Below are 23,321 nucleotides of genomic sequence, written 5' to 3' on the forward strand. Positions count from 1 at the left end.
AGGTGTATGACCTCGACGCTGACAGCCGGAAACACACCTACTCGATCCCCTTCTTCGACCTGGTTCAGAAGAAGCATACGACCCAGGAGATGGAGGTGGAGTTCGCCACCGACGTCGAATCCAAGGCGATGTCGAAGAAGTTCAAGGGCAGCTGGCGGCAGGGCGGGAACGAGCTGGAGGTGTTCCTGGAAGGTGTCATCGACACCATCGTGAAGAGCACGCTGAACCGGACGTGCGTGCGGGAGGGGTTCGGCAGCCGTCCCCCGGAGATCATCGTGCTGGGGGAGCTGTATGGCGAGGACCTGAAGGGGAAGACCTTCAAGGGCTACCAGGTCATTGATGGAATGAACCCCACGGGTGACTCGCGGCACCGGTTCACGGTCCTGAAGAACGAGCACAGCCGCATCGATCGCATGGACCTGAAGCTCCATTCCTTCGACGGGACCTCGAACAACAACAAGAATGAAAAAGCCATCTGCATGACGCTGGAGGTGATGGGCTGGCTCATGGCGTTCGTGCACATCCCGAACGAGATCTGCAACAACAGCGAGAAGGTGGTCGCGTACCTGAAGAACAACGCCGTGCGTTCGACGGGCAGCGAAGAGCTGGATCTGGTGATCGGCGACACCAACCAGCAGCGCGACGGCTTCGTGCGGGAGGCCCTGGGGAACACGCTGGGCGGCACGGACTGGGTGACCAGCATCCACGAGGGCCGGCAGGAGCTGGTGGGGTACGGCGGGCACGAGACGTTCAGCATCTCCGGAACCAACAGCGGCTTTGATCGCCACTTCGACATCGCCTGCAGCCGCCACGTCGTCGTGAAGATCAAGGACAAGAAGATCGTCGGCTGCGATCCGAAGGAGCTGGAGAATCCGAACTACGAGCCCGTCTTCATCTTCCATGGGCTGACGGACAAGTTCACCCAGCTCAAAGGCAAGGCGTATGCCTACAGCGATCACAACGGCGTCATCGTCGAGGTGCTGCGCAGGAAGAACCCCCTGGCCTACAAGGCCTTTCAACGCGGGTTCATCTTCTGCCGCCTGTGCGATGAGAAGTTGCACGGCATCGAGACCCTCACGGGCATCCACCTCCGGTGCCCGACCCCGCGCCTGACCCAGGGGACGAAGCGCAAGTACGAGGAGTCGGAAGTCGACCTGGATTCGGGGCAGGCCCCGGTCAAGAAGTTGAAGCTGTAGGGGCGTCTGCCCGAAAAGCGGCGAAGCCTTCCCCCTGCGGTAGGCTCGCGGCCCCATGCAATTCGCCATTCCCCATGCTCCCCGCCGTGTGCGTCTGGCCCAGGTCCCCGGCGCGGTGGCGCGGCTGGTGCGCGGGGTGCTGGTGGCGCTGGGGGTGACGGCGCTCCTGGGGCTGGGCATCGGGTGGGTGGGGCGCTTCTTCGTGGAGGAGCAGCGCTTCGCGGCGCGCGCGGAGGAGGTGCCCGCGCTGGTGGCCCGCAGCCATGCGCCTCCGGCGTCCGCTCGCGAGGACGCGGATGGCACGCTGGACGTGCTCTACACGTTCGCGGACATGGAGCACACGGTGGCGGGGGTCCGCACCCGGGCGGACTTCGCGGCGGGCCTGGGGCCGGGCGCGCAGGTGATGCTGCTGGTGGACCCTTCACGCCCCGGGCAGCCGCGCGAAGCCGCGTATGCGCGCGAGCGTGCCTCCCGCATGGGGTGGATGCCCTGGGGCCTGGGGCTGGGCGCGCTGGTGGCCGCCGCTGGCTTCGGCTGGGAGGTGCGGCGGCTGTGGCGCAAGGAGGTGGTGCCCCTGCGCCTGGGCGCGCTGGTGTGGCTCACCCCGGACGACGGCCACCTGCCAGAAGGCAAGGGCGAGGCGGAGTTCCCGGCGCACTACTTCCGCCAGGAGGTGAAGCAGGCCGTGCGGGCGCGCTGCCGCCCCCAGCGGGCCCCCGTGCGCAATGGCGGCAAGGTGCTGGCGGCCGTCGTCCCGAGCGAGCCCGGGTGGTGTCGGGTCATCGACGAGGAGCTGGCGCGGAAGCTGGGCTGGGTGCGCTGAAGGACGTGCCGTCAGGGCCGAAAAGTTGCCGGCCCCCAGACACCGTGTGACACACGCCTGTAGCTGCAACGGCTGGAGGCCTTCATGCGCGTACGCTTCTCCCACCTCGTGCTGCCCGTGCTGATGCTCATGGCGCCGAACGCCGTCGGGGCCAGCAAGCGCAACGAGGCCGAGGAGGCGTACCAGCAGGCCCGCCGCGCCTACTACGCGCTCAAGGACGACGCGGCCCGCCGCAAGCTGCGCCACCACTGGCTCAACGTGGTGCACCGCTTCGAGGCCGTGGCCAGCCACTACCCCAAGAGCGACCGCGCCCCCGACGCCCTCTTCACCGCGGGCGATCTGCTCCAGGAGCTGAGCCGCATCTCGTTCGTGGAGGGGGATCTCCAGTCGGCCATCAGCGACTACACGAAGCTGCTGGAGGCGCACCCCAAGCACCGGCTCGCGGACGACGCGGCGCTGGCGCTGGCGCGCATCCACGTCAACCGCCTGGACAAGCCGGACACCGCGCGGAAGATCCTCACCGAGTCGCTGGCCACCAACCCCAAGGGCGACCAGGGCAAGGAGATCAAGGCGCTGCTGGCCTCGCTGCCCGCGTCCAACAAGGCGCCGTCCGTCCGGCCCGCCGTGAAGCCGCTGCCGCCGACGAAGGGCGCCCAGGGCACCGCCGTCGCCGAGGCCACCGCGCAGGACCGCTCCGCCCTGGTGGACGCCATCTCCAAGCTGGCGCGCGAGCCGGCCCCCGTGCCGCCGCGCCACGAGCCGAGCGTCCCCGCGAAGGAGCCGGCGGTGGTCATCGCGGACGCGCCGACCGTCGCCGACAAGGCCCTGGACGCGAAGGACGCTGGCCGTGCGTCCTCCGACGCGAAGGCCCCGGAGTCCAAGGCCCCCGAGGCCGTGGCCTCCGTGCGCGGCACCGTGCTCCAGCCGCTGAAGCCGGACGCCGCCCCCTCCGAGTCCCCGAAGCCCGCGGCTCCGGCGGTCGCGGCGGCTCCCCCGGCCTCCTCGACTCCGGCGACGGACAGCGCCACGGCGTCCCGCACGGGGTCGAAGCCGGCCGAGCCGGAGGTCGTCTCCTCGAAGCCGCCCCGCGCGGTGGCGGTGTCGCCCATGCCGGAGGCCCCGCGTCCGGTGACGGCGCCGGTGGACGCGCAGGTGGCGCAGGCGCGGCTGCGGACGGTGGCGAAGCAGTCCCGCAACGCGGAGCTGACGCTGGCGGAGCAGCTGGGGCTCAAGGTGCGCCGCGTGGTCATCGATCCGGGCCATGGCGGGCATGACTCGGGCGCGGTGGGCAAGGGCGGGACGATGGAGAAGGAGGTGGCGCTGGCCATCTCCAAGAAGGTCGCGGACGGCCTGCGGGAGAAGGGGCTGGAGGTCGTGCTCACCCGCGACGACGACACCTTCATCCGCCTGGAGGACCGCGCGAAGCTGGCGAACGAGGCGCACGGCGACCTGTTCATCTCGGTGCACTGCAACTCGGCGGCGACGCACAAGCTGCGCGGCATCGAGACGTACACGCTCAACACCTCCGCGGACCGCTACTCCATCCGCCTGGCCGCGCGCGAGAACGCCTCTTCCGAGAAGGGCATCAGCGACCTCCAGTTCATCCTGGCGGACCTGGCGACGAAGGCGAACACGGAGGAGTCGTCCCGGCTGGCGAAGTCCGTGCAGCACAGCCTGGTGAAGGGCCTGGCCAACAAGTACGACGGCATCAAGGACCTGGGCCACAAGGAGGCGCTGTTCTACGTGCTCCTGGGCGCGCGGATGCCGGCCATCCTGGTGGAGACGTCCTTCTTGTCGCACGCGGAGGAGGAGAAGCGCCTGGCGTCCGAGCGCTACCAGGACGAAGTGGCGAAGAGCATCGTGCTCGGAGTGGAAGAGTTCCTCGGAGACCGGCGCCGCGTGGCCAAGGTAGACTGACGCTCGCGTCGTCACCATGGCCGAGCAGTCTCCCCCGTCCGTCCCCCGTCCCTCGCAGGACCCGAGTGCACCTCCGTTCCAGACGGAGGCGGACCTGCGCGCGTGGCTGCGGGCGGAGGGGCTGGAGCACCTCACCCGTCTGAGCCTCGCGCTGCTCACCCCGCGCGTGGAGGCCGCGTACCTGCCGCAGGTGCGCGCGGTCATCTCCCGCCGGCGGCTGGTGGAGCTGCTGGCCACGGACTCGCTCGACCGCTGGACGGCGGAGATGCTGCCCACGCCGCGCATGCGGGACGTGCTGCCGAAGCTCGCCTGGCGCTACGTGGAGGAGGAGCGGGCGGGCGTGGCCGAAGCGCGCGCTTCGCTGTCTGAGCGGCTGGCCCCTCCCGCGGAGCCCCGCACGCACAAGGTCCACGGGATGCTGCTCGCGTGGCGCGCCCTGGTGCCCCCCGGCGTGGCGCCGCGTCCGGCGCGCGCGCTGTCGCTGGACGCCCTGGTGGAGGAGCCGGACCTGCCGGGCTTCCGCCTCAAGGAGACGCGCATCTCCGAGCTGCCGGTGGGCCCGGCGAGCAGCGTCTTCATCCTGCCGGACGCGCGGCTGACGTTCAGTCCGTCGGGCGTGGCGGTGGACTGCTCCTGCGGCGCCACGTTCTGCGTGCACCAGCTGGCGGCGGTGGACACCACGCTCGTCTGGTTGCGCCAGCGCTGGACGGAGGCCTTCGGCGAGACGCTGGAGGAGCTGGTGCGGCCCCCCTGGGCGCGGACGCTGCGCGCGCTGGAGCGGGCGGTGGAGGAGGGCCCGGGCGGCGGGGGTGTGGAGATCTCCTGGCGCATGGACGTCATCGAGGGCTACGGCGTGGAGGTCGCGCCCTACGTGCACCGGCGCACCAAGAAGGGCCAGCGCACGCTCGGGGCGAAGCTGGGCCGGCGCAAGCTGTTGCAGGAGTATGGCTCGCAGCTCACCCCCGCGGACTCGCGCATCGCGGCGCTGCTGGCGGACAATGAGGCCCCGGCGTCGCGCGCACTGCTGTTCGAGCTCATCGACCATCCGCGCATCTACCTGGAGGGCCTGGACCCGGACCTGCTCGTGCGCATCGAGCGCCAGAAGGTGGGGCTCGTCGCCGAGGACCGGGGCGGCACCGTCGTGGTGAACACGGGCGTGGATGGCACCGCGCTGCCCGCAGCGATGCTGGAGCGCGTGCGCAAGTCGCGGCCGGAGGAGGCGGTGTTCCTCTGGGACGAAGGCTCGCGCCTGCTCACCGTGCTGGACGTGACGCCGGAGGTGCGCGCGCTCACCACGGTGCTGTTGCGCCACGGCAACGCGTTCCCCCCGGAGAGCCACGGCGCGCTGCTGGAGCAGCTGTCCCGCTTCTCCATGCGCCTGCCGGTGGCCATGCCCCGCAGCGTGATGGGCGAATCCGTGGCGCCCGAGCAGCTCCCGGTGCTGCGGCTGGAGGGACAGCCCGGGGGCGGGGTGCGCCTGGAGCTGCGCGTGCGACCGCTGCCGGACGGGCCGTCGTTCCTGCCCGGAGAGGGGCCGCGGGACGTGCACGTGCGGCGTGGCACCGCGTCCTTCCACGCGGTGCGCGACTTCGGCCGGGAGCTGGCGGCGGCCACGGCGCTCCAGGCCCGGCTGCCCCTGCAGTCCGCGGAGCCGCAGGAGCAGCCCTTCTGCTTCCTCTTCCACAGCGCGCAGGGCGGGCTGGCGGTGCTGGCGCTGTGCGCGGACTTCAAACCCCGGCCGGAGCTGGAGTGGGTGGGCCCCTCCATGCGGCTGGTGGAGAAGCGGGGCGTCCAGGACCTGAAGGTCGTCCTGCAGCGCAAGCGGGACTGGTTCGGCGTGCTGGGCGGGCTGGCGGTGGAGGGCGAGCGGGTGGAGCTGGCGCGGCTGCTGGACGCGGCCCGGCGCAAGGAGCGCTTCGTCCAGGTGGACGCGAACACCTGGGTGGAGATTGAAGCCGCGCTGCGCGAGCACCTGGAGCGGCTGTCGGACCACACCTATGCCTCCCGCCACGGGCTGGAGGTGGGCCCGTCCGCGGCGGAGGCCCTGGCCGGGCTGGGCACCGCGGGCGCGGACATCGAGGCCGACGCGTCGTGGAAGACGCTGGTGGAGCGCATCTTCGCGGCCCGGGAGCTGAAGCCCCGGGTGCCGGCGTCGCTCAAGACGGAGCTGCGCGACTACCAGCACGAGGGCTTCCGCTGGCTCACGCGGCTGGCGTCGTGGAACGCCGGTGGGGTGCTCGCGGACGACATGGGCCTGGGCAAGACGGTGCAGGCGCTGGCCGTGCTGCTGGAGCGCGCGAAGCTGGGCCCCGCGCTGGTGCTGGCGCCCACGTCGGTGGCCTTCAACTGGCGGGACGAGGCGAAGCGCTTCGCGCCGTCCCTCAAGGTGACGCTCTTCTCCGAGACGGAGGACCGGGGCGGCACGCTGGAGCGGCTGGGGCCTCGCGACGTGCTGGTGCTCAGCTACGGCCTGCTCACGCGCGACGTGGAGCGGCTGGCCGCGCAGCGCTTCGCCACCATCGTCTTCGACGAGGCCCAGACGCTGAAGAACGCGGCCACGCACCGCTTCCGCGCGGCCCGGGCGCTCCAGGGGGACTTCAAGTTCGCGCTGTCCGGCACGCCCCTGGAGAACCACCTGGGCGAGCTGTGGGCGCTCTTCGCCGTCGTCTTCCCGGGGCTGCTGGGCAGCCTGGAGGCGTTCCGCGCCCGCTTCGCCGCGCCCATCGAGCGGCAGATCGATCCCACGGCCGCGCCCGCGCTGGCCCGGGTGCTCCAGCCCTTCCTGCTGCGCCGCACCAAGGCGCAGGTGGAGGCCCAGCTTCCGCCGCGCACCGACGTGCACGTGCCCGTCGTGCTGTCCCCACCGGAGTGGACGCTCTACGAAGACGCGCGGCTGGCGGCCCTGTCGGACCTGGAGACGCGCAAGTCGAAGCTGAAGGAGCAGGAGCGGCGCATCGAGGTGCTGGCCGCCCTGACGCGGCTGCGGCTGCTGGCGTCGCACCCCCGGCTGTACGACGCCAGCTCCAAGCTGGAGTCCTCCAAGCTCGAGCGCTTCATGGAGCTCATCCAGGAGCTGCGCGAGGAGGGGCACCGCGCGCTCGTGTTCAGCCAGTTCACGTCCCACCTGGCGCTGGTGCGCGAGGTGCTGGACGCGCAGGGCATTGCCTACGAGTACCTGGACGGGCAGACGCCCGCCGCCGCCCGCGCAGACCGCGTGCGCGCCTTCCAGGAGGGCGACGCGCCCCTGTTCCTCATCTCCCTGAAGGCGGGGGGCTTCGGCCTCAACCTGACGGCCGCCACCAGCGTCATCCACCTGGACCCCTGGTGGAACCCGGCCGTGGAGGACCAGGCGTCCGACCGGGCCCACCGCATCGGGCAGCAGCGGCCCGTCACGGTGTACCGGCTGGTGGCGCGAGGGACGATTGAAGAGCAGATGCTCGCGCTCCATGAGCACAAGCGCGCCCTGGTGACCGGCGTCCTGGAGGGCAAGGATGCCGCCGGGCGCCTGTCCACCCAGGAGCTGCTCGGTCTGCTCGCGCAGCGGCTGCCGGCCATTGACGGCCTGGACGCCGACGCCCCGAAGCACTGAGCCGGCTCCAGCGTGGCTTCCCTGGGTTTTTCCCAGGGCTTCCGCGCACCTGAACCGACACTGAACAAACATTGAGGCATTTTCGCGCCCGGCCAGGGCTGAACGGTCGAGCAGTCCTGTCTTCCTGATCGCGTATGCCTACATGAAAAGGCGATCAGGTGGGAGAGGGGGCCCTGGGCTGGCAAACAATCCGATGTAGGGAAAACCGCGCCTTCCCGCGCTCCTGCGCCACCGTGCCTACATGATCGGACTATCAGTGGGTCGGTGCCACCACCAAGACATATCAAATACAAAACATGTTTCAATCAAATGCAGACGCAATGAATTTAAGTGTCTGCAATTGAATGCAATCAATTGCATTTAATTTGTATCGATGTTTCACGACGGGTTCAGCGGGAAGAAGTGCCCGATGGGGCCGTTCCCGTGACCCACGGCGAGCGGGTAGCGCAGCGCCGCCGTGACGTACGTCTTGGCGAGCCGCACGGCCTCCAGCGGCGCGCTTCCCAGGGCGAGCCGCGCGGCGATGGCCGCGGACAGCGTGCACCCGGTGCCGTGCGTGTTCGGCGTCTCCACGGGCTCCACGGCGAGCGTCTCCAGGTGCGTCCCGTCGAACCACACGTCGGTGCCTCGCAGGGCGCCCTGCATGCCGCCGCCCTTCACCAGGACGGCGCGGGGGCCCAGGGCGTGGATGCGGCGGGCCGCCTCGCGCATGTCCTCCAGTGTCTCGATGTCCATCCCCGCGAGCAGCCGCGCCTCATGGCGGTTGGGCGTGAGGATCGCGGCCAGGGGGAGCATCCGCGCGCGCAGGGACGTCACCGCCGCGTCGTCGAGGAGCTGGGAGCCCGCGCGCGACACCATCACGGGATCCACCACGACGGGCCCCACCGGGACGTGGGCCAGCTGCTCCGCCACCGCCTCGATGATGCCCCGGTGGGCCAGCATGCCCACCTTGACCGCGTCCACGCGCATGTCCGACGCCACGGCCGCCACCTGGGCGGTGACGGACTCCGGCGGCAGCAGGTCCACGCGGGTGACGCCGCGCGTGTTCTGCGCGGTGACCGCCGTGAGGGCGCTGGTGCCGTGGACGCGGTGGAAGGAGAAGGTGCGGAGATCCGCCTGGATTCCCGCGCCACCGCCGCTGTCAGAGCCGGCGATGGTGAGGGCGATGGCGACAGGGAAGGGCGTCATGGAGCGGCATCCTACCGGGGCCGTCCGCTTCCGCGCCCGGAGAAGCGCATCCCCGCGCCGCCGCTAGAACTGGCCCTGGCGCGCCTGTTCGAAGCCCACGCGGTGCTTGAGGTACAGCGTGTCCAGCATGTGGTTGCTGATGGGGTTCGCGTTGCCGTCGGTGAAGCGGTGCACCACCGCGCCCTTGCCCGCGTCCTTGAGGAACGCCAGCGGATCCACGGAGCCCCCCAGGCCCGTGAGCGTGGGCACGGGGTCCGCGTTGTTGACGTAGTGCACGTACTTGGGACCGTCCGGGTACTTCGTGGACGCGGCGCCGAAGGTCTCCACGCTCAGGTGGTTCATCTTCGCCTCGACCTGGGCGGGGGACAGCCCGTCTTCGATGCGCAGCCGCTTCGCCACGTCGTTGAGCGCGCGCGCGGTGATGAGGCCGCCCTGGCTGTAGCCCACCAGATGCACGTCGCGGCCGGCCTTCAGCTCCGAATAGAGCGTGTCCGCCAGCGTGTCCACGGCGGGGTTCTTGCCCTTGTCCAGCTTGTCCGTCACGCACTGGGCCAGGTCCTTCACCAGGCCTTCGGTCGCGTTGTGGATGCCCACGACCTTGGCGCCGGACGAATCCGCCAGCGCCTGCATCTCGCTCACCTGACCCGGCGTCGTCGTCATGATGCCGTTGACGTAGAGGATCGTCTTGTCCGGGTTCGGGTTGTTCTTCGGCGTGACGCCGGGGACGTCACCCAGCTTCGTGCTGGCGGGCAGCGTCTTGCCACCCGCGCCCACGAACATGCCGTCCTGCGCGCGGTCCGGCTTGGGGCCCCCGAAGAGGCTGGTGACCTCCCGCACCGTGGTGGCCTCGAAGACGCCCAGGCCCATCTCCACGAAGCGGGGGATGTCCTTGATGCCGCCCACCACCGCGTCGAGGACGCCGCCCAGCAGGCCCTGCTTCTGCGCGGGCGCGGCCTTCGCGGACTGCGCGGCCACGGTGTTCCTGGGGGCCGGGGACGACTCGAACGAGGACTGCTGGAAGGCGGGCTTGTGGGGCGCCGACGTCGATGGCTGCGAAGGCTCGGTGGGCTTCCGGGACGTGGACGGCACGGCGAGGGGGCGGGCGCGGTCAATCGTGCTCATGAAAACCTCCAGCCACCGGGGGACGTGGGCTTGGGTAGGTTATCCGAAGCCCTGCCCGCGAAGTTGCGTGCCGGTGTCCTGCCCCCCGGGCCTCCACGCCCCGTCCGTGACGCGACAGGTCAATCCAGACGCCCCGGACTGGCGGAGGCGCCGGGCCTCACGGCGTGGTGAGCGGGACCTTGGCGCCGGAGAGCTGCTGGGCCGGAGATGCGCCGCCAAGCTCCGCCTCTGGAACGGGGGACTCCGCGGCCGCTTCGTTGACCTCCTTGTAGAAGCGGCGGCCGAAGACGACGCCCAGCACCAGCGAGACGACCATGCCGACCGCGGCCACGGCGGTCATCATCGTGCGGCCCTGCGCGAGCCCGCTGCCGAACTGCGCGGTGAGGATGGTGCCGGGGATGGTGCCCAGCACCACGCCCAGCACGGACGGCCAGAAGCGCGCGCCGCTGGCCGCGCCCGCCACCAGCATGATGTCCGTGGGGCACAGCGGGTTGATGCACGCCAGGAACGTGAACTGGAAGTCGTGCCGCTTCGCCGCCTTGGCGATCGCCGGGTACTTGCTGCCAGCCAGCCGCTGCATGGGCCGGGTGCCCAGCTTGCGGGCAACGAAGTAGAGCAGCGTGGCAGACAGGAAGCTGCCTGTTAGTGAATAGAGGCTTGCTGCGAGCGTCCCGAACATCATCCCACCGACGGCGGTGAGGATCTGCCCCGGCAGCAGCGTCAGGGGGCGGATCGCCAGGAAGGCCACGTAGGCCAGCGGCGCGTAGTCGCCCAGGGGCAACAGCAGCTCGCGGATGGTGCGCTGATCGATGAAGTCCGGCCCCAGGAGCCGGAGCATCACCAGACCGCCGATGGACACGACCATGGGGGCGAGGATCCGCAACCAGGTCGCTACCGCACTCCTGCCACTCGCCACCGAAGCCTCCCCCACGAGCGCCGGACGGTTGTGTCAGGCGTTGCGCACAAGGTGGGAACCGAGCAGGGAATCGGCAATGTGATCCGAATTGTTGTGAACAATGAGAGCGTCCTGCCGGGCAATCACCCGTCCAGTCCGGACGCCCAGCGAGCCTGACAAGCGCGCGAAATCCTTGGGGATTATGCATGCAATGTCAGGACGGAACGGCTGGCGGTGTACGGAGCTTGCTTGCATCGGGGCGCTTCCGTCCCAAGGTTTCAGGCAAGGGACACCGAGGCGCGGACGGGGTTGGTAGTCACCGAGAGGAGATACGGACATGTCGGACAAGGACAACAAGGGCAGCATGACGGTGGCCGAGGCGGGGCGTAAGGGCGGAGAGACGGTCCGGAACGAGCGCGGTCGCGAGTTCTACGAGACCATCGGCCGCAAGGGCGGCGCCACGGTGAAGGCCGAGCGCGGTCGTTCCTTCTACGAGGAGATTGGCCGCAAGGGCGGAGAGACCGTCAAGGCCGAGCGCGGCGCCAAGTTCTACGAGGAGATCGGCAAGAAGGGCGGGGACCGCGTCAAGGCCACCCGCGGGCCGAACTTCTACGAGGAGATTGGCCGCAAGGGCGGTCAGAAGGTCAAGAAGCTCATTGAGGAGGGCAAGCGCGCGGCGCTGGCGGCGAAGGTCGCCCAGGAGGCCGCGGCCGCTGGAGGCGCGCCCCAGCAGGAGGGCGCGGCCCCCGCCACCACCCCTCCGGCGGAGCCGACCACGACGCCCGGCAACGAGTAACGGGGGACAGGACACGCGCTCTTCCGGTATGAGGGTCGCGTGTACCTGGTCATCACGTTCCTCGAGCAGGTGGAGACGACCGAGCGGGCGATCGGTCGGCTCCGGGAGTTCGGCATCCCGGAGCCGCTGGTCATCCGGGCGCGCAGCGCGGCTGCCGCCCTGTCCGCGGAGGTGCCGGTGTTCGCCGGCCTGCGCAGCCTCGCGCTGGGCGCCGACGAAGATCGCATCGTGCTGGTGAGCGTGCTGCCCGGCCTCCCCGCGGAGGAGATGGAGCGGCTCATCCAGCGCGTGCAACTGGAGATGGACGCGGACGACCCACCCATGGGTCGGCTGGTGGCCCTGCCCGTTTTGGCGGCCCCCACCCACCGACGTTGATGACGCGCGGGGCAGGCCGGGTGTAAGCACACGTCGTGCAAGCGCTGCTCGTCTTCCTCATCGTCGCGGCGCTGTCGCTGCTCGCGTCGAGCCGTTCGCTGCTCGCGCCCGGCCGCTTCCCGGCCCTGGCGCAGCTGGCGGCGAGCGGCCTGATGTTCCTCATCTTCGGGGCCCTGCTCGGGCCGTCCCTGCTGGGCGTGCTCACCCCGGGGAACCTGGACTCGCTGCGCCCCCTGGTGGCGCTGGGTCTGGGGATGGCGGGCGTGCTGCTGGGACTCAACCTGGAGCCTCGCCTGCTGCGGCTGTTGCCCCGGCCCGTGTACGCGGCGGCGGTGGCGCACGCGGGCACGGCGTTCCTCTTCGTCGCGCTGCCCCTGTCGGTGCCGCTGGTGCTGTCCATGGGGCTGCGGCCCCTGGTGGCGGTGGGCGCGGCGGCGCTCCTGGGCGCGGCAGCGAGCCTTTCCTCGGGACACTTCGCGGTGCTGGGCTACCGCAACGGGCGGCTGGAGCGCTCGCGCGGCCTGGGCGTCGCGCTGCTCACGATGATGGACGACGCGGTGGGCCTGGGCGTGCTGGCGCTGGGCCTGGTGCTGGGCGTCACCGGCAACGTGGTGGAGGGGCTGGGCCTGCTGGGGCTGGCGCTGATCCTGGGCGTGGCGTGCGGCGCGCTGCTGGCGTTCCTCACCCACGCGCTGAAGGACCCGGCGGAGCAGACCACGGTGACGCTGGGCATGGTGGCGCTGGTGGGCGGCGCGGCGGCGTACCTGCGGCTGTCGGCGCTGCTGGCCGGCGTGGCGTGTGGCGCGACGCTGGCGCTGATGGGCGGGCGCACGGCGGAGCGGGTGGCCCGGGCGCTGTCGCGGGTGGAGCGGCCCACGTACCTGGTGCTGGTGTTCATGGTGGGCTGTCACCTGCACGCGCGCGACCTGGCGGCCTGGGCGCTGCTGCCCGCGTTCGTGGGCCTGCGCTTCGTGGGCAAGGTGCTGGGAGGGCGCTTCGCGCAGCGGCTCACGCGGGGCGTGCTCGACCTGCCTCCGCAGTTCGGCTACGCGCTCATCGCGCAGGGCGGGCTGGCCCTGTGCATCGTGGCGGAGTACGTGCTGCTGGTGCCGGGCTCGCTGTCGCAGCGGGTGCTGGACGTGGTGGCGGTGGGCGCGGTCGTCAACGAGATGCTCGCGCACGGCGCCTTCCGGCACGTGCTGGGCGCGGAGGCCGCCTCCCGCAGGAAGGCCAGCGCGCCGCCCGACGCTCCAACGGACGTCCCGCCCGGGGCGCCAGGCGCTGACACGGGGGTGGTGGCGTGAAGGGGTCCGTCTTCCGGTTGATGCTGCTGATGGCGCTGCTGGCGGCCATCACCCAGGCGAAGGTGATGCGCGCGGACGCGGGCACGCCGGTGCTGCTGGCGGCGGGCGCGCTGCTGCTGTGTGGCCTGTTCGCGGGCAAGGTGGCCAAGGGCCTGGGCCTGCCGCGCCTCACCGGCTACCTGCTGGTGGGCGTGGCGGTGGGGCCGTACGCGCTGGGCTTCATCCCGAACGCGGGCGTGAAGGGGCTGGAGCTGGTGAAGGGGCTGGCGGTGAGCCTCATCGCGCTGGTGGCGGGCACGGAGCTGCACCTGGGCCTGCTGCGGCGCGTGGGCGCGCGCGTGGCCATCCTCTGCGCGACCGTCTGCGGGGTGACGTTCGCGGTGTGCTTCGCGGCGACGTTCGCGCTCAAGCCCCTGCTGCCGTTCCTCCAGCCCATGACGGTGCCGCAGGCGCTGGCGGTGAGCGCGCTGATGTCCACGGTGGTGGTGTCGTTCTCCCCCACGGTCACCATCGCCATCGTGCAGGAGACGTCCGCGAAGGGGTCGTTCACGGAGTTCCTGATGGCGCTGGTCATCATCGGGGACCTGTTCGTGATGGTGGCCTTCGGCCTGGCGGCGGGCGTCACCCGGGCCACGTTCGGCGACGGGCTGGACGTGGCGGCGCTGGTGGGCGGGGTGGGGTGGGAGCTGTTCGGCTCGGTGGCGGTGGGGTGCCTGCTGGCGGTGGCCATGCTGCTGTACATGCGGGGCGTCAACCGCGAGCTGCCCCTGTTCCTGGTGGGCCTGTCGTTCGCGGCGGCGGAGGGCGGGGCGCGGCTGCACCTGTCGCCGCTGCTGGTGTCGCTGGCGGCGGGCGCGCTCATCGCGAACCTGGACGAGCGCGAGGGCCGGCGCATCCACCACGCCATCCAGCAGGCGGGCCTGCCGGTGTTCGCGCTCTTCTTCGCCGCGGCGGGGGCGGGCCTGAAGCTGGACGCGCTGGTGACGGTGGGGCCGGCGGCGCTGCTGCTCGTGGGCCTGCGGGGGCTGGCCATCTGGGCCGCGTGCCGCAAGTTCGCGCCCGCCGACGACCCGCGCCTCAAGCGCTACCTGTGGATGGGGCTCATCTCCCAGGCGGGCGTGACGTTCGGCCTGGCGGCGCTGGTGTCGCGCACCTTCCCCACGTTCGGGCCGCAGGTGGAGGTGCTCATCATCGCGATGATCACCGCGCACGAGCTGGTGGGCCCCGTGCTGACCCGGCGCGCGCTGCTGGGCAGTGGCGAAATCCGTGCGGAAGAGGCGCGCGGCGGCGCATAGTTGGCCCGCAGTCCCCGTCCTCTCCCTTCCAGGAGTCGCGCTCCGTCATGCCCCCCGCCGTCGCCCCCATCCTCGAGGTGGACGTGGAACACCCCTCGCCGCGCCACATCGCTCGCGCGGTGGAGGTGCTGGAGAAGGGGGGCATCATCGCCTATCCCACGGATACCTATTACGGGATTGGTTGTGACCTGAACGCGAAGAAGGCCATCGAGCGGCTGTACCAGCTCAAGGGCCGCGACAAGAAGAAGCCCCTGTCGCTGCTGTGCCCGGACCTGTCCGACGTCGCCCGCTACGCGCACGTGAGCAACTTCGCCTACCGCGCCATGAAGGGGCTCACCCCGGGGGCCTTCACCTTCATCCTGGAGGCCACGCGCCTGGTGCCGGAGGTGATGATGACGAAGCAAAAGCAGGTAGGACTGCGCGTCCCGGACGCCGCGCTGCCGCGCGAGCTGGCGAAGGCGCTGGGACGCCCGCTCATCACCACGTCCGCCACACATACCGATGGTACGGTTTTGTCAGACGCCCGGGACATCAAGGCCGCGCTGGGACATGGATTGGAGCTCATCCTGGACGGGGGCGTGACGTTGAACGAGCCGTCCACGGTGGTTTCACTCGTAGGCGATGCGCTTGAAATCCTGAGGCAAGGCAAGGGTAGGCTGGAAGCCTGAACCTGAACCAGAGGGGGGAGCCTTGGCCGAGGGGGAGCGTCAAGAAGCGCCAGTGATTGTGGATGTACCGGAGCGGGTGCCTGGGGCGCTCGCGCTGTTGGGGCTGCTGATGCTCCGGCCCATTGATTTGCACTACCGCCTGCGCGAGGCCGGCATCCGCCTGCCGGCGGGGCGCATTGGACAGTTATGGCGGGAGCAGGCCGAGGGCGGCCGGGCGGCCGGGGCCTTCGTCGGACGGATGCTGCTGCTGCTTGTGGTGCTCTCGCCGGGCCTCACGGTGCTGACGGGGCTGGTGCTGCACCTGATGGGCGTGCCCATGGAGGGCGAGTGGTTCCTCTCCGCGGCGCTGTGCTCCGCGGTGGGGTTGGTGGTGGCGCTGGTGTCTGGACTTGCATCGGGGGTGCTGCTGGGGTCGCTGGCGAGCATCTCCATGCTGGCGGGGCTGCACGCCACGGCGGGCGGCGCGTTCGGTCCTGAGTCCGGCGGCATGGCGGCGATGGCGGTGGGCATCTGCCTGGGCATCGTGTCCGGCCTGTCCGCGGGGAGCATTGGCGGGCTGGCGAGCGGGCGCGGGCCGTCCGTGCGCAACGTGCAGGTGGCGGCGATCGCGACGAGCGTGGTGCCCATGTTCGTGTGGAGCGGCGCCTCGTCGGTGTCCTTCGCGGGCGCGGTGGCGGCGAGCGCGCTGGTGGCCTTCCTGGCGTCCGCGTTCCGGCTGCCGTTCTACGCGCTGGAGGTGCTGGCGCAGGCGGTGGCCTACGCGGTGGAGCGCTTCACGGGGCGGCCCACGCTGCGCTGGGTGCCGGTGCGCCACCACAACCTGAGCTACCTGCCGCACCCGTTCCTGGGCCGGCACCTGGCGCTGGCGGTGCGCTCCAGGCCAGCGGAGGTGCTGGCGGTGGCGGATGCGTGCCTGCGCTCGCCGGGCAACATCCTGGTGGGCTGGCCGTGGGTGGTGGAGGCGCTGGAGCGCGCGCACGCACAGGAGGCCGCCACCGAACCCCACGCCTGAGGTGCGTGGGGGCGCGTGCTTCGCGCCTGGCCGGGGAGTTGCCCCGGCGCATTCCTTCGCTACCCTCCGGGCCCATGGAAGGTCTGCTCGACGCGTTCATCGCCTTCATCCGCGCGGAGCGGGGGCTGTCCGGCAAGACGGTGGACGCCTACGCGGCGGACCTCACCGTGTACTTCGAGGACCTGCGCTCGCGCGGCAGGGACGACGCGGCCCGCGTCACCCAGGAGGACGTGCTCGCGCACCTGACGACGCTGGGCAAGCAGGGCCTGAGCCGCCGCAGCCAGGCGCGCCACCTGGCCGCCATCCGCGTCTTCCACCGCTTCCTCGTCGCGGAGCGGCTGGCGGACAAGGACCCCACCGAGGACGTGGACACGCCGAAGTCGCCCCGCAAGCTGCCGGTGTTCCTCACGCTGGAGGAGGTGGAGCAGCTGCTCGCCGCGCCCGACGAGCGCACCGTCACGGGCATGCGCGACAAGGCGATGCTGGAGGTGCTCTACGCCACGGGCCTGCGCGTGACGGAGCTGTGCACGCTGGAGCTCAACAACGTGCAGCTCACCGCGGGCTACCTCATCGCGAAGGGCAAGGGCTCCAAGGAGCGCATCGTCCCGCTGGGGCGCGTGGCGATTGAAAAGGTCCAGGCGTTCCTGGCGCTGTCGCGGCCGGAGCTGCTGGGCAAGCGTGAGGCGAAGGCGCTGTTCGTCACGCCGCGCGGCGGAGGCTTCACGCGGCAGGGCTTCTGGAAGCTGCTCAAGCGCTATGCGCTGAAGGCCGGCATCCTGAAGCCGCTGTCGCCGCACAAGCTGCGGCACTCCTTCGCCACGCACCTGGTGGAGCGGGGCGCGGACCTGCGCGCGGTGCAGCAGATGCTGGGCCACGCGGACCTGGCGACGACGCAGATCTACACGCACGTCAACGGCGCCCGCCTGCGCAAGGTGTACGACGAATTCCACCCGCGCAGCGACGCGTTCAAGCCGAAGCCCGCCGCGCGCAAGCGCCCGCCCACGGCGTGAAGGGCGCGGGGCAGGGCGCGGTGGGACTCAGGGCCCGCGCTGCTTCAGCACGAAGTCCGGGTTGCCGTAGAAGAGGTAGTCCGCCCAATCCCGCGAGAGCATCCGCCGCAGCTCCATGCGCCCCGCCTGGAGCGCGGCGTTGAGGCCCGCGCCCCGCAGGAGTTCCCGGTAGAAGCTCAGGGAGAACGTCTCCGCCGCGGCGTCACCGACCGGCCAGTAGGTCCCCACGAAGTTGGCCACCCCACCGCGCAGCAGCGCCTCCGCCAATCCGACGGTGTTGTCCAACTGCTCGACGGAGGTGCGCAGCGGCTTCATCACCTCCAGCCGCCCGGCCGTCCTGCGCAGCCGCCCCGACTCACAGGCATTGAAGAACACGAGCGTCGGCAGGTTCGGGAGTCCCGCCAGGTCGGCGCCGGAGAGCACGGTGTGGTGGTGGCAGACGACGCCGCTGCGGGTCGGGTTGTCCTCGTCGAAGAACGCGTGCCCGGCGAAGTGGACGACGTCGTACCTCCCCGAGCTGAAGGCGGCCAGGAGCGCAGGGCGGGTGGCCTCCTCCCCCTGGAGCACGTCGACCCGGGCGCCGGGGAGGTGCTGGAAGAGTTCGCCCAGACGTCTGCCTTCCAGCGCGGCGCCGGGCAGGTCCCCGGTCGGGTCCACGACGAGCAGCACCCGCAGGACGTCGTCCTCCACGCGCTCCGACAGCCACTTGGCCACGGACAGGTTGTCGGCGGAGTAGCGGCGACTGAGCCCCTGCTCCGCGGCGGGAAACCAGACCGCCTCTCCGTCATCGAGCGGCAGGGCCAACGTCTCCCACGGCACGCGTGAGAGCGGCGCATCATGCACCACCACGAGGTGGTGTCCGCGCTGGCGCGAGAGCACCGTGCGGACCGCGTCGGAGAGCAGGAGGTCGCCAAGCTGGCGCCCTCCCTGGCTGAAGTCCTGCACGTTCGCGGCGACCACGGCCTCCCGCGCGGCCTGGAGCTCCCGGGACTTGATGGTGCGAAGTCCACTGACGACCAGGGCCTTGTGGCCCGAGGTGAGCAGCGACGCGTGGATGTCCACCGAGTGCTCGGCCTCCGACGCGGTCGCCGTCTCCTGCCGCATGATGAGGTAGATCGGCTCCTCGCGGCGTGGGAGCGCCTCCCCCCGCGGAGGCGCCTCCGTCCGCGGAGGGAGGACCACCTCGTCCAGGGTGAGTTCGATCTGTTCGCACAGGGAGGTGCTGGACAGGCGGTACAGCTCCTCTTTCAGTTCGAGGAACCGCTGGGGATCCTGCTCGCAGATGATCAATCGCCGGAAGGCGTGATCGTGGTCGGCGTCACGGAGGCCCCGGAAGAAGCCGCTCAGCAGGTTGCGGAGCGCCCCGGCCGCGGTCTCCCCGGAGTTCGCTCCGAAGAGCACGGTGGCGAACTCCTCGATGCGCGTGTTGATGAACGTCCGCATGACGTTCTCCGCGGCCGTCTGGAGGACGGAGTCGTCGAGCTTGTCGAAGGAGCCCAGGCCCACGAAGCAGACGATGTCGGCCGCGAGCGGATGCCGGCCGGTCGGCATCATGAAGACCTCACCGATGCCGCGCGAGAACATGCGCCTGTCGTTGAGCGCGGTGATGGCGCCGCCGAGCCGCGCATCCAGGGCTTTCGCCGGGCCCGCCGGGACGACGTCACGGAAGATGCCAACCGACAGGGCGCGGGCGTCGACCTCGGTGATGCTGCCGAGTGCGATGCGGAGGTCCAGCCGGTGCTGCCGTCGCCGCCCCACGACGACCCGCTCGAACGGGTGGCGGAACCCGGCACTGGAGACCGTCGGTGCGACCGAAGGCAGCATCGGTCCGGCGCTGACAGCGTCCTTGCGTGCCGTGGGGGCGACGAGCTCCTGCGGCACTTCCCGGAGCTCGCGCTGGCTCAGCACGGGGCCTCGGCGCCCGTCATAGGGCTCCACGCGCAGCGCCGCTTCGGGGACCTCGGTGACAGGGGCGCGCAGCGCGCTCGGCGCATGGCGGGTGGGGAGCGCGTCCGTGTGCCCCCGGTCGAGGAGTTCACACACGGCGCGCGCCACCCGTGAGTTGTTCGGCAGGGCCCCGTGGTTCTCGGCGACGTAGTAGTGCGCCTTCGCCCCGCTCAGCTGGGCGAACTCGAGTGGCACCGTGCCATCGCCCTGGGAAGAGGTCTGGTAGACGAACCGTCCCTGCTCGTCGTGGCGCAGACCCACGGTCGTCTCCTGGTCCACGCCGCAAATGACGAAGAAGTCATCGCGGGCGCCCGCGAGCCCTTCACGCATCGGCGCGACGCCCTTGAGGAGGTCGTCGCGGGGGTGGAGCTCGTCGGGAGGCCATTGGGAGAGGTCATAGAGGTCCACCTCCGCCCAGCGCTCCGGATCCGGGAGCATCTGGGTCAGCCCCGGGAAGGTGGTGAAGAGGTCGCGCGAGAGCTGTTCGGGCGTGTGCCGCACGTCGAGCGCGCCGAGCTTGCGGACCACCGGATGGGTGGCGCGGATGGCCATCACCGGATCAAAGGAACCGGAGTTCGGGGTGCCGATCATGACGAGCCGCGCGTACTGCGCGCCCTGACCAATGGCCGCGCGCGCGACGAGCCCGCCCATGCTGTGGGCTACCAGGGACACCTTCTCCCCCGCGCGCTGTTGGAGCACGGCGGCCAGCTCCGCACCGAGTTCGGTGATGCCCCTGCGCCAGTCGAAGGCGTGAAAGTGCGCGTCAAAGCCTGCCTGACAGAGCCGGAACTTGAGCGTGAGGTAGGCGAACAGCATCACCCCGAGCGCGGAGCAGTCATTGCCCGGAGTGGGGAGCCGCAGCTGGGTCAACCTGCCAATGCCGATATCCAGGGGATCGAACCAGAAGACGTCTTCGAAGGGTCCGAGCTTCCGCTTGCGGCCAAGCTTCGAGCCCAGGAGGCCCGGAAGGATGAGGACCGGGGGGCCTCCGCGCAGCGTGCGGGAGGCGGTCGCATCGCGGGCGAGTCGGGTCAGTTCGGCGTACTGCTCCGGTCCGAAGTAGTCCTCGAGCAGTCCCTGGTGGGCGCCGGTGACGAGCGCTTCTTCCACGTCCTCGTCGCGCAGGTCGAACCCGGACTTGCGGGCGGCGTCTGGGACGGGGAGGGGAGGTGTCCCTCGGGGTGGCGGCTTCGAACGCGAGGGCTTCCGTGAGGCCATGGCTTCCTCCCCTGACACCGCGCCAGCACGATGACAGGGGAGGCTATGGCTTCAGGGGAGTGGGCGCAGGCCGTGCGCAGGGGATGTGCGGCGGTCCAACTGAACGCTGCCCCCAGGGGTGGCTTTACAGCCCGGTGCTCTTCAGGAGCAGGCGCGCGGGGCCGGGGAAGAACCCCGGCGTGTAGATGTTCGCGTCCGTGACGAACGCCGTGTCGCCGCTGACGACCAGCTTGGGTCCACTGGTGGGACGGATGAAGAGGGGCAGCGAAAGCTGCGTCTCCGGCCAGCGCACCACGCCGCCCGTCCCGAACGTCGTGTCCAGGTCGCCGTTGGCCTGGAAGCGGAACAGCGCGGGCTTCGCGCGCACGTTGGCGTAGACGAGGATCTTCCCGTCGGCCTGGATGGCGAGGCCGCTGACGTCCACCACGTCGAGCACGTCCTCGGGCGCGGTGAACTCGCGCACGCCCTCGGGGCCGAAGGTGACGTCGGGCTTGCCCTCCGCCGTATAGGCCACGAGCTTCATGACGCCGTGGCCCACGCCTCCAATCTTCACGTCCTGTCGGTCGCCCGCGAGCAGGAAGCCGCCTCCGGGGCGGGCCACCAGCGCGTGCGCCGTGCCGCCCACGCTCTTCGCGAGCCCGGACGTGCCGAACGTCATGTCCTGGGTTCCGGCCGGACGGATGCGCACCGCCGCGAAGTCGTCACCGCCGCCAATGACGATGCTCGTGCCCTGGATGACGATGCCCTGGACGGATTCGGCGCTCGTGTACGCGCCGCCAATCCAGCTTCCCGCGGGGCTCCCCGCGGACGTGAAGGACGTGTCGAGCGAGCCGTCCGCCTTGTAGCGGATCAGCGCGAAGTCCTCGTCCAGTCCGTCGGACTTCGTGAGGAAGCCGCCGACGTAGAAGCTGCCGTCCGCCATGGGCTGGATGCGGTGCACCGCGCCCCGGAACTCGACGCTGCCTTCCGCGCCGAAGTGCAGCCGGGAGCGGCCCGTCTTGTTGAAGCTGGTGTCGAACTGGCCGCTGGGGGTGAGCTTCACCACGGCGAAGTCGCGCGAGTCGGACGCCGCGCCGCCCCGCGCGAAGCCCGCGACCAGGAGGCTGCCATCCGCGAGCACCGCGACGGTGTCCGCGCGGTCGGCCTGTTCCCGCTCTCCGGAGATGGGTCCCTTCGCGGGACCTTCGAAGTCGACGACGACCGAGCCCTGCGTGCCGAACGCCGTGTCCAGCTCCCCGGTGGCCGTGTAACGACGGACCAACACGTCCACGCTGGTGGCGGCCAGGTTCGCTTCGGTGGAGCCCACCACGATGAGGCCCCCGTTGGAGGCCGCGAGCGCACGGCCCTCCTCGGCGGGCTGCGCGGTGCCAGCGTCCGTGCCGGCATCCGTCTGGGTGCCGCCATCCGTCGTCGGGCCGGGGCCCGGGTCGCCGTCGTCGCCGCCACAAGCCCCACTGCCCGCGACGAGGGCACCCGCCGCCACTGCCACCACGAACCGCCAACCACTCCGCACGCTGCGCTTCATTCGAGATGTCCCTTCTGGGGTGACAGGGACTCATCTGGGCACTCCCCGCACCCGGGGTGCAAGTGGGCCCGGGGACAGGGCCCAGGCCCGCGCTCAGGCGTTCGCGGTCGTCACCACGGCGCGCTCCAGCCGTCCCGCCGCCAGGTCTTCCGGGTGGATCAGGGCGTAGACCCAGTTTGTTCCCCAATGAAAGCCTGCGGGGTGGTCGTAGTTGACCCGCTCCGTCCGGACGTACGTGCACCTGCGCGGCGCGTCGTCGAGGAACCTTTCGACGCGGTCCACCAATGTCTGCGAGCGAGCGCGGAGCAACCGCCGCAGGTCTTCCGGAAGTTCAGGGCGCATGTCTTCGAGTCCAGCGCGACCATCCTACACAGCAGCCCGGGGGGCGGAGGTTCGCAAGGAGGCGGGTGGGCTGTTCGGCTCACGCGCGACGTCCATGGGCAGCCGAACTTCGCCCCTTGCGCCTACGTCTGTTCGAGTGCCTCGTTGACGAGTGGCCGGGCCTGCTCACGGAGATGCGCGGACAGGCTCGCCTCTCCTGCCAGGTCCAGGGACTGACATGCAGAAGGGAAGGTCAGCTCAAGGTCGACGCGGACATCCAGCTCCACCTCGTCCACCAGCAGGTCCGGGTCGCTCCTCCCGCATTTCGAGATCGCGCTGGCGATCCGCGCTGGGTTCACCAGCCGCGAGGCCCAGTCCTTCAACTCCGACAGGGACAGCCGCTGCTGGGGATCCCACGGGGCGCTCTCATCGAAGCGGGCCTCGTTGAACTCCTCGATCTTCCGCTTCATGGCGGCGCGTTGGCTGGGCGACGCGCGTTGTTCGCTCTTGATGACCAACCCCTCGGCCCAGTTGTCGGGGATGGGCGGAAGGCCCAGCAGTGCCGGGAGGCGGGACAGGGAGCGCGTGGGCACGGCGTCCATCTCCGAACGCGTTCCCCGGCGCATGACGGGGGGCGTCAGCACCCCTGCCTCGCGGGCCGCCTCTTCCAGTTCCCGGTGGGGCAGGAACTGGCCCTCATCCTCGTTGGAGCGGGCGACCAGGATGTCGAAGAGGATCCACTGGAGCTCGGGCGCGTACCAGATGCCCGTCTGCACCGGGGCCATGCCGGGCACGGCTGGCACTTCCGGGTGGGGATAGCGACCGCCCACCAGCTCTCCGTAGAGGTAGAGCTGTTCGTCCTTCGCACGGAGCGTTCGCGCAAGCTCCTTCGCCGCGCGGCTCAAGCGGAGGCGCAGCAACTGCCATCCGAAGAAGGGCTCTTCCTCCGTGAGCCACGCCTTGCGCTTGCCGAAATGGACCTGCCCGCCCTGCACCCCGAGCACCAGCTGGGCTCCATGGAGCTTCTCCAGGGCCACCCAGCTTCCCGAGGTGCCTGTCTGACCCCGGTTGTGACCCACCGCGGCCATCTTCAGGTAGGGACGAAAGAGCATGAGCTGGA

Annotated in this window: 18 protein-coding genes; 11 read left to right on the forward strand and 7 right to left on the reverse strand. The window is 70.7% G+C overall.

The genetic code is table 11. The features are described from left to right. The 4 genes from OV207_RS11255 to OV207_RS11270 form a co-directional block, all read left to right on the forward strand. On the forward strand, window positions 1-1,196 hold a 1,196-nt coding region (locus OV207_RS11255; RefSeq protein ID WP_267554879.1), incomplete at its 5' end, for a hypothetical protein. A 55-nt stretch (window positions 1,197-1,251) separates the two neighbouring features. Next, entirely contained in the window at window positions 1,252-2,019 is a 768-nt protein-coding gene (locus tag OV207_RS11260; protein ID WP_267554880.1) for a DUF3592 domain-containing protein, read from the forward strand. A gap of 84 nt (window positions 2,020-2,103) precedes the next feature. Continuing rightward, window positions 2,104-3,936: an N-acetylmuramoyl-L-alanine amidase gene (locus tag OV207_RS11265; RefSeq protein ID WP_267554881.1), complete on the forward strand. Its 1,833-nt coding sequence runs from the start codon at window positions 2,104-2,106 to the stop codon at window positions 3,934-3,936. A gap of 16 nt (window positions 3,937-3,952) precedes the next feature. Further along, on the forward strand, window positions 3,953-7,525 hold the full coding sequence (locus OV207_RS11270; RefSeq protein ID WP_267554883.1) for a DEAD/DEAH box helicase: 3,573 nt from the start codon (window positions 3,953-3,955) through the stop codon (window positions 7,523-7,525). Between the two features lie 378 nt (window positions 7,526-7,903). Here OV207_RS11270 and thiD read toward each other — a convergent pair whose 3' ends face one another. The 3 genes from thiD to OV207_RS11285 all read right to left on the reverse strand — a co-directional run bounded on the left by thiD (window position 7,904) and on the right by OV207_RS11285 (window position 10,700). After that, window positions 7,904-8,713, reverse strand: coding sequence for a bifunctional hydroxymethylpyrimidine kinase/phosphomethylpyrimidine kinase (gene thiD, locus OV207_RS11275; RefSeq protein WP_267554885.1), 810 nt, complete (start codon window positions 8,711-8,713; stop codon window positions 7,904-7,906). Between the two features lie 63 nt (window positions 8,714-8,776). Continuing rightward, on the reverse strand, window positions 8,777-9,835 hold the full coding sequence (locus OV207_RS11280) for a hypothetical protein (protein WP_267554887.1): 1,059 nt from the start codon (window positions 9,833-9,835) through the stop codon (window positions 8,777-8,779). Window positions 9,836-9,992: 157 nt separating this feature from the next. Next, window positions 9,993-10,700: a TVP38/TMEM64 family protein gene (locus tag OV207_RS11285; RefSeq protein ID WP_267554889.1), complete on the reverse strand. Its 708-nt coding sequence runs from the start codon at window positions 10,698-10,700 to the stop codon at window positions 9,993-9,995. A gap of 367 nt (window positions 10,701-11,067) precedes the next feature. Here OV207_RS11285 and OV207_RS11290 point away from each other — a divergent pair, with 367 nt between their 5' ends. The 7 genes from OV207_RS11290 (at window position 11,068) to xerD (ending at window position 17,190) form a co-directional block, all read left to right on the forward strand. Further along, window positions 11,068-11,526, forward strand: coding sequence for a general stress protein (locus tag OV207_RS11290; protein WP_193348847.1), 459 nt, complete (start codon window positions 11,068-11,070; stop codon window positions 11,524-11,526). A 39-nt stretch (window positions 11,527-11,565) separates the two neighbouring features. Next, window positions 11,566-11,901, forward strand: coding sequence for a hypothetical protein (locus tag OV207_RS11295; RefSeq protein WP_193348848.1), 336 nt, complete (start codon window positions 11,566-11,568; stop codon window positions 11,899-11,901). Between the two features lie 35 nt (window positions 11,902-11,936). Continuing rightward, entirely contained in the window at window positions 11,937-13,205 is a 1,269-nt protein-coding gene (locus tag OV207_RS11300; protein WP_267554892.1) for a sodium:proton exchanger, read from the forward strand. Then, a complete protein-coding gene (locus OV207_RS11305; protein ID WP_267554894.1) occupies window positions 13,202-14,500 on the forward strand; it encodes a cation:proton antiporter in 1,299 nt (432 codons plus the stop codon). The genes OV207_RS11300 and OV207_RS11305 overlap by 4 nt, the downstream gene beginning before the upstream one ends. 47 nt (window positions 14,501-14,547) lie before the next feature. Beyond that, entirely contained in the window at window positions 14,548-15,168 is a 621-nt protein-coding gene (locus OV207_RS11310; RefSeq protein ID WP_193348850.1) for an L-threonylcarbamoyladenylate synthase, read from the forward strand. 109 nt (window positions 15,169-15,277) lie between these two features. Continuing rightward, window positions 15,278-16,180, forward strand: coding sequence for a hypothetical protein (locus tag OV207_RS11315; RefSeq protein WP_415835062.1), 903 nt, complete (start codon window positions 15,278-15,280; stop codon window positions 16,178-16,180). A 74-nt stretch (window positions 16,181-16,254) separates the two neighbouring features. Beyond that, window positions 16,255-17,190, forward strand: a complete 936-nt coding sequence (gene xerD / locus OV207_RS11320; RefSeq protein ID WP_193348852.1) for a site-specific tyrosine recombinase XerD — start codon at window positions 16,255-16,257, stop codon at window positions 17,188-17,190. 27 nt (window positions 17,191-17,217) lie between these two features. Here xerD and OV207_RS11325 read toward each other — a convergent pair whose 3' ends face one another. The 4 genes from OV207_RS11325 to OV207_RS11340 all read right to left on the reverse strand — a co-directional run bounded on the left by OV207_RS11325 (window position 17,218) and on the right by OV207_RS11340 (window position 23,313). Continuing rightward, a complete protein-coding gene (locus tag OV207_RS11325; protein ID WP_267554896.1) occupies window positions 17,218-20,355 on the reverse strand; it encodes a CHAT domain-containing protein in 3,138 nt (1,045 codons plus the stop codon). Between the two features lie 124 nt (window positions 20,356-20,479). Then, window positions 20,480-21,880, reverse strand: a complete 1,401-nt coding sequence (locus OV207_RS11330) for a hypothetical protein (protein WP_267554898.1) — start codon at window positions 21,878-21,880, stop codon at window positions 20,480-20,482. A gap of 93 nt (window positions 21,881-21,973) precedes the next feature. Next, on the reverse strand, window positions 21,974-22,222 hold the full coding sequence (locus OV207_RS11335) for a hypothetical protein (RefSeq protein ID WP_267554900.1): 249 nt from the start codon (window positions 22,220-22,222) through the stop codon (window positions 21,974-21,976). 122 nt (window positions 22,223-22,344) lie between these two features. Next, complete coding sequence (locus OV207_RS11340; RefSeq protein WP_267554901.1) at window positions 22,345-23,313, reverse strand: RNA ligase family protein; 969 nt, start codon at window positions 23,311-23,313, stop codon at window positions 22,345-22,347. Window positions 23,314-23,321: the final 8 nt, after the last annotated feature.

This window comes from Corallococcus sp. BB11-1, assembly GCF_026626625.1.
Lineage (GTDB): Bacteria > Myxococcota > Myxococcia > Myxococcales > Myxococcaceae > Corallococcus > Corallococcus soli.